This window comes from Rubrivirga sp. (assembly GCF_049648075.1).
Taxonomy (GTDB): domain Bacteria; phylum Bacteroidota; class Rhodothermia; order Rhodothermales; family Rubricoccaceae; genus Rubrivirga.
Genome location: NZ_JBARYR010000360.1, coordinates 1 through 3,716 on the forward strand (window position 1 = coordinate 1; position 3,716 = coordinate 3,716).

At 67.7% G+C, this 3,716-nt stretch carries 2 protein-coding genes; one reads left to right on the top strand and one right to left on the bottom strand.

What is annotated here, in order from left to right:
• Window positions 1-855, bottom strand: an 855-nt coding sequence (locus WBA11_RS10590) for a M90 family metallopeptidase (protein WP_424520658.1), incomplete at its 3' end; no start/stop codon positions are given.
• 191 nt (window positions 856-1,046) lie between these two features.
• On the opposite strand from WBA11_RS10590, the gene lon reads away from it, so the two are divergent.
• Window positions 1,047-3,569, top strand: a complete 2,523-nt coding sequence (lon, locus tag WBA11_RS10595; RefSeq protein WP_424520659.1) for an endopeptidase La — start codon at window positions 1,047-1,049, stop codon at window positions 3,567-3,569.
• Window positions 3,570-3,716 lie beyond the last annotated feature (147 nt).

Below are 3,716 nucleotides of genomic sequence, written 5' to 3' on the forward strand. Positions count from 1 at the left end.
GTCCGGCGGCGTCTGGGCGTAGAACGCCTCGAGGGCGGCGAACAGCTCGGGGTGGTGGCGCCGCAGACGCGCGGGCCGCTCAAAAAACTGCTCGGTCGCGACGGCGAACAACTCGGCCGGCGCCGAGGCGGCGTAGGAGCGGAGGACGCCGTCGCCTCGGGCGGCGCGGCGCATCTCGCGGCGCATCAGATCAAGCCACGCGTCGGCGGAGCGCGGGTCGAGGAACGAGGGGATACCGTCGGCCTCCCAGCCCTCGAAGTCGAAGATGTGGGCGAGCTCGTGGAGGACGACGTTGCTCCCGTCCTCGAAGGCCCAGCCCCGCGCGACGGCGGCCGTCGACAGCACGATCGGCCCCTGGCTGTGGACCATCCCGTCGAAGACGCCGGCCTCCTCGTCACCGTAGGCCTCGTCGAACGTGTCGGGGACGAACAGGACCGTGCGCTCGGTCGGGAGCTCCCAGTCGGGGTGGCCGTGGAGCAAGACGGCTGCACCCGCCGCGACAGAGAGCTGGAGGTCGTCGGTCAGCGTGGCGCCGCCCGCGGCCTCGAAGCGCAACCCGTCGAGGGCGAACAACACGTCGCGGACGAACCGTCGGCGATCGGCCTCAGAGGCGACGGCGTAGATGCGGACGTGCTGCTCGAGCCACTCCAGACTCGAGGCCGGGAGGGCCGTTCGGGCGATGCGGATCCGCCGGAGCGGCTTGCGAAGTGCCCAGAGCAAGATTGCGATCCAGACGCCCAGACCCACGAGCCACCCTGCCCCGCCCTGCCGCTCGGCCACGAGGCCAGCCAAGAGCGCGGCCATCGCTCCTCCAATCGCGGGGACGGTGAGGTCGGCGGGTCGAAATGCGCGCATGGAAACGAGGACGGCGGGGATACCGACACGCCGGTGCGAGTTTAGGAGAGGCCACTCTTCGGCATCTGACACCGGGACGTTGCGCCTCGTTCTCATACCCTCGAGGACGTCGCACCCTTCGCGTCGCCTTCTCGGATGTGGTGGATCCGGCGTTGGTCTTCAGCGTCATTGCAATAACGGCAAAACTACCTATGCAGCACGTCTCCTTGGCGCCCGACGATCCGGAGCAGTCGATCCCGCTCTTGACGCCCGACCAGGAGCGCGAGATGCACTCGGCGGAGCTCCCCGACACGCTCCCCATCTTGACCCTCCGCAACACGGTCCTGTACCCCGGCGTCGTGCTCCCGATCACGGTGGGTCGCGACGCCAGCTTGAAGCTCGTCAAGGATGCGTACGCTGGAAACCGGCTGGTCGGCGTGGTCGCGCAGAAGCGTGCCGAGGTCGAGTCCCCGGGACCAGACGACTTGTACAAGATCGGCGCAGCGGCGACGATCCTCAAGCTGATCAAGATGCCGGACGGGTCGGTCTCGATCGTGATCCAAGGCAAGCGCCGCATCGAGGTCGAAGAGTACACCCAGCACGAGCCGTACCTCGAGGCCAAGGTCCACCCCATCGACGAGGTCGAGGCGAGCGACGTCGATCCGGCCGAGCTCGACGCACGGATTCGCTCGATCAAAGAGCTCGCGGTCCACATCGTCAACCTGTCGCCGAACCTGCCCAGCGAGGCCGCCTACGCGATCCAGAACATCGAGAGCCCCGGGTTCTTGGTCCACTTTATCGCGTCGAACCTCCAGATCGAGGTCGAGAAAAAGCAGGAGCTCTTGGAGACCCGGCCTCTCTTGGACCGGTCCCAACTCGTCCTCGATCACCTAGAGAACGAGGTCCGGGTCTTGGAGATCTCCGAAGAGATCCGGTCCAAGGTCAAGACAGACGTCGACCAGCAGCAGCGGGAGTTCTTCCTGCGCCAGCAGCTCAAGGCGATCCAGGATGAGTTGGGCGAGACCGAGGGCTCGAGCCGCGACGCGGACGAGCTCCGAGACAAGCTCCGCGAGAAGCGGGACGACCTGCCCGAGGCCGTCATCGAGACGCTGGAGAAGGAGCTCACCAAGCTGGCCCGCACCAATCCCGCAAGCCCCGAGTACGGCGTCGTCCGCAACTACGCCGAGACGATCCTGGACTTGCCGTGGGACCACACGTCCGACGACAAGCTCGACATCGCCCGCGCCGAGTCCGTCCTCGAGGACGACCACTACGGCCTCGAGGACGTTAAAAAGCGGATTCTCGAGTACCTCGCCGTCTTGAAGCTCAAGGGCGACATGAAGGCGCCCATCCTGTGCTTCTACGGCCCGCCGGGCGTCGGCAAGACGTCGCTGGGCAAGAGCATCGCGAGAGCGTTGGGACGGGAGTTCCACCGGATCTCGCTCGGTGGCGTCCGTGACGAGGCCGAGATCCGAGGGCACCGGCGGACGTACATCGGCGCGTTGCCCGGCCGGATCATCCAGGGGCTCAAGCGGGCCGGGACGAGCAACCCGGTCTTTATGCTCGACGAGGTCGACAAGCTCGGGACAGACTTCCGGGGCGATCCGGCGTCGGCCCTGTTGGAGGTACTGGACCCGGAGCAGAACGACAGCTTCAACGACCACTACCTCGAGCTCGACTACGACCTGTCGCGGATCCTGTTTATCGCGACGGCCAACTACCTCGACTCGATCCCAGCGCCGCTGCGGGACCGGATGGAGGTCATCGAGATCAACGGCTACACGCCGTCCGAGAAGCTGGCCATCGCCCGCAAGTACCTCGTGCCCCGGCAGCTCGAGCGCAACGGGCTGAGGGACGACCAGTTCACGATCACCGACGACGCGCTGCTGTTGCTGGTCGAGGGCTACACGCGCGAATCGGGCGTCCGTCAGCTCGAGCGGACCGTCGGATCCGTGGTGCGGAGCGTCGCGAAGGACGTCGCCCTCGAGACTGCGGAGCGTGGAGACGTGAGCGCGGACGACGTCAAGGAGCGGATCGGGGCGCGGAAATTCTTCAACGACGTGGCCGAGCGGACCGAAGTCCCCGGCGTCGCGACCGGCTTGGCGTGGACGCCCGTCGGCGGCGACATCCTGTTCGTCGAGGCGAGCGTAAGCCGGGGCACCGGCCGCATGACGCTGACCGGCAAGCTCGGCGACGTGATGAAGGAGAGCGCCCAGGCGGCGCAGTCTTGGATCCGCTCCCACGCCGACGACCTGGGCATTCCCGACGACGCGTTCCGCTACTGGGACCTGCACGTCCACGTCCCGGCCGGCGCGATCCCGAAGGACGGACCGAGCGCGGGCGTCGCGATGACCGCGGCCCTGGCCTCGATCTACACGCGTCGCCGCGTCCGGCATGATGTCGCGATGACGGGCGAGATCACATTGCGTGGGCTGGTCCTGCCGGTCGGCGGGATCAAGGAGAAGGTGCTCGCCGCTCGCCGCGCCGGCATCTCGACGGTCGTGCTCCCGGAGAAGAACCAGAAGGACGTCGAGGAGATCAAAGACGAGGCCGTCGAGGGCTTGGAGGTTCACACGGTCAAGCGGATCACCGAGGCGCTCGACCTGCTGCTCGAGGCCAAGGCCCTCGAGGACCCCGTCGAGCTGTTCACCGTCCTCGAGGCCGACCGCCAACCCGTGCTGGCTGGCGACGGCGCGCCGCTGGTCGTCACAAACGAGCCGTCCTCGACGGACTAAACAGACGAAGCCGGCGACCTCGAGGCCGTGCGTCCCGTGAGGGCTACCTCGAGGCCGCCGGGAGCCGCCACACTGACGCCACCGCGAGCGCCGCCGCCAACGCCATCATCCCGGGCGCGAGCAGCGGGTTGCCGCCCGTCGCCGCCT